This window comes from Dietzia sp. DQ11-44 (genome assembly GCF_014145205.1).
GTDB lineage: Bacteria > Actinomycetota > Actinomycetes > Mycobacteriales > Mycobacteriaceae > Dietzia > Dietzia natronolimnaea.
The window spans coordinates 1-3073 of record NZ_JAALEC010000448.1 but is presented as its reverse complement, the minus strand read 5'-3'; the positions used below and the strand labels follow the sequence as shown (position 1 = coordinate 3073).

Sequence of the window (3073 nt, the reverse complement as noted above, 5' to 3'; positions counted from 1 at the left end):
GGATCGGCGGTGGTGGAAACGGTCACGGTGGACTCCGCCCCGGTGGCGTCGATCCCGTGACCGATGCCCTGACCACCGTCGCGCTCGCCCGCCGCATCAGGATCCAGGACCTCGAGCGACTCCACGGGTGCGACGTGGTGAGCGACCTGGTGGCACGGGCGCTCGTCGCGGAGGCCCAGCACGACGGCGCACAGATGATCTTCGTGCAACCGCCCGTTCTGGCCTCCGCGTTGCGGGCCGGCGCGGATCACCGTCGACGCCGTGAGGCCTACGACGCCGTGCTCGCTCTTCCGGGGATCGTCCAGCCGGACCCGACCATCGTGTTGTGGGCGCTGTTCCAGGAGCCCGCCATGCATGCCGGACGCGTGGACGGCCCCGCCGTCGTGGCGGCGACCCGCGCCGCGCTCGACGGCCACGACTACCGCACCGGCGTCGAGTTGTCCGAGGCCGCTCAGCGTGCGGGCCTGGGAATGACGCCGCTGCAGCAGGCCGAGCTCGCCCTGAACGCGGGCTCGTGCCTGCGGCTGCTGGACAGGGTGCAGGAGGCGGCCGGAATGTTAGAGCGGTCGCTGGAATGTCTACGGGCAGTGGCCGGACCGCGTGGTGACGACGACGAGCCGGGTGGGCCCGACTTCACCAGAGTGCTGATCGAGAACGTGACGGCCCGGGCGGACCTCGCGCACTACCGCGACCGGGGTCCGGAGAACTCGCTGCCGTTGATCGAGGCGGCCCGCGGATTCCTGACGCCGGGCCACCCCGCTCACTCGGTGCTGGACGCGCTGACCGTGGTGCACCTGTCCTACGCGGGGCGGTACCGCGAGGCGGCCCGGGCACACGCCGAACTCGGCGCGCCACAGGTTGACGCCGCCCCTGGTCATCCCGCACCTTTGCATCCCGGACTACCGCACCCCGCGTCCCTGTCAGCCGAGTGGGAGCGGCGTCTCGAGGCGATCCACGCCCTGGCGCTGGACGCGCTCGGGCAGTCAGACGCCGCGTTGGCCGTCCTGCGGCGGCTGGCCCGCCAGTCGCGCACGGTGGACCACCACGCGTGGGCGTCGGAGGAGTACCTCGCGGCGCTGCTGTACGTGGTCCTGCACGGTTTCGGCGTCAACGCGCTGTTCGCGGAACTCGCGCCGTTCGTGGCGGTCGAGCAGGACGACTCCGTGCGCCTGGACCACGGCATGCGCCGGGTCGCCGACGCGGAGATCGCCCTGGCCGCCGGCGACCTGCCGTCGGCCGTGAGCGCCGCGTCCGATGCACTCGACACCATCGCGGTGGACGGCCCCGAGGACTTTCTCCCGCGTGCCATCTCTCTGTACGCGCTGGTCTCGGCCCTGTCCGGGCAGACCGCGATCGCGCAAGAGCAGCTGCGGCGCCTACGCGCCGTCCACGGGTATGCCAACTCGCCGGTCGGGCCGGAGATCCGCGGAGCCGAAGCGGGGGTGCTCTTCTGCCTCGGTCGGAGCGAGGAGGCGCTCGGCATCGTCCGCTCCCTCGTCGACGACGGACTGCTCGGCTCCGCTGTGCGCGCCGCCCTGGCCGGGGTGTTGATGGCCGATCCGGAGAGCTGCCGGATAGTGGCCGAGCTGGAGGTCAGTGGGGATGTGCCGGTGCTGGTGCGCGACCTGGCCGCTGCCAACCTGGCCGACAACCCCCGGCGATTGATCGATGCGGCTCAGCGAGCCCGTGGACACGGTCTGCTCATGGTGGCCGCAGCGGCCGCAGATCGCGCCCGCACCCTCGCCACCCCGGGATCGCAGCACCACACCTTGGCCGAGCGGATGCTCGCGACCACCGAGATCAGCGGGTCGCTGGCCGGCCTCACCGGACTGGGAGGTCCTGCTCGCTTGGTCCCGTCCGGGGTCACGCTGACCCGCCGCGAGTCCCAGGTCGCCGAGTTGGTGGGGCAGGGGTTGACCAACGCCGAGATCGCGGACGAACTCCACCTGTCCAAGCGGACCGTGGAGGGTCACCTCAACCGGATCTACACCAAGACCGGCACCCGACTGCGAGGGTGAACGGGCGACAGAGTCGAGGTGTGAGCATGCGTCAGTCACGGAGGAATCCGGCCACCTTCTGCGAGGCGCCCGCGGCCTACATCGTGGAGACCTATTTCGTGCTCCGGATGGTCATCGCGGCCGGTGCGCTCATCCTCCCGGCAACCCTCCTCCTGTGGGTGGCCCTCGACTCCGGCGTGTCGATGATGGGCTCACTCAGCGCCTTCTACTACTCGCCGGCCCGGAGTCTCTTCGTGGGGATACTGGTGGCGATCGGCGTCGCGCTGGTGGCCTACCGCGGTTACACCCGTGGAGAGAACGCGCTGCTCAACGGAGCCGGCGTCCTGTCCATCGTGGTGGCGCTGGTCCCGACGGGAGACTCGTCTCTGCCCGGGCTCACCGTGGCGGGTGCCGTTCACGCGGTGGCCGCGGTGGGGTTCTTCGTCCTGGCCGCGCTGTCGATCTTCTTCTACGGGCAGGAGACCCTCGGATCCCTTTCGGATCCGGACCAGCGGCGCAGGTATCGCGCGGTCTACCGGGTCCTGGCCGTACTGGTCGTGGCGTTCCCGGCCGCGGCGGTTCTCGTCGCCTGGGTGATGGGGCCGTCCGTGGCCCTGTTCGCCGGAGAGGCGGCGGCGCTGTACGCGTTTGCTGCGTTCTGGCTGGTCAAGACCTATGAGCTCTCGCAATCCCATGCCGAGTTGAGGATCGTGTGAGCCAGCCGATGCGGCCCTTCACAGACACCGCGTCGCTCGCGGCCGTCGCGCGTAGGGTCGCGACATGACGAGTCTTGTCTTTCTCCCCGGCCTCCACGGCGACGCGCAGACGTGGTACCCGACCCTGCGCGCCCTGCCGGAGAGTTGGAACACCACGGCCCTCGATCTGCCGGCCGAGCCCGACCTCGACGCGCTCGTCGACGAGACCGCCCGACAGATCGCTACCGGCAGCGTCGTCGTCGGACATTCCCTCGGCGGCGTGGTGGCCATGCACCTCGCCGAGCGGCACCCGTCCCTGCTGGCCGGCCTCGTGCTGGTCACCGCGCCCGTGGGGGCCGAGGACCCGGACGCAGCCGCGGC

Annotated in this window: 3 protein-coding genes; all 3 read left to right on the top strand. The window is 71.0% G+C overall.

Annotated features, from left to right (window positions below):
- Positions 1–2018, top strand: a 2018-nt coding sequence (locus tag G6018_RS11610) for a helix-turn-helix transcriptional regulator (protein ID WP_241732071.1), incomplete at its 5' end; no start/stop codon positions are given.
- A 26-nt stretch (positions 2019–2044) separates the two neighbouring features.
- On the top strand, positions 2045–2713 hold the full coding sequence (locus G6018_RS11605; protein WP_187701062.1) for a hypothetical protein: 669 nt from the start codon (positions 2045–2047) through the stop codon (positions 2711–2713).
- Positions 2714–2777: 64 nt separating this feature from the next.
- On the top strand, positions 2778–3073 hold a 296-nt coding region (locus G6018_RS11600), incomplete at its 3' end, for an alpha/beta fold hydrolase (RefSeq protein WP_182639667.1).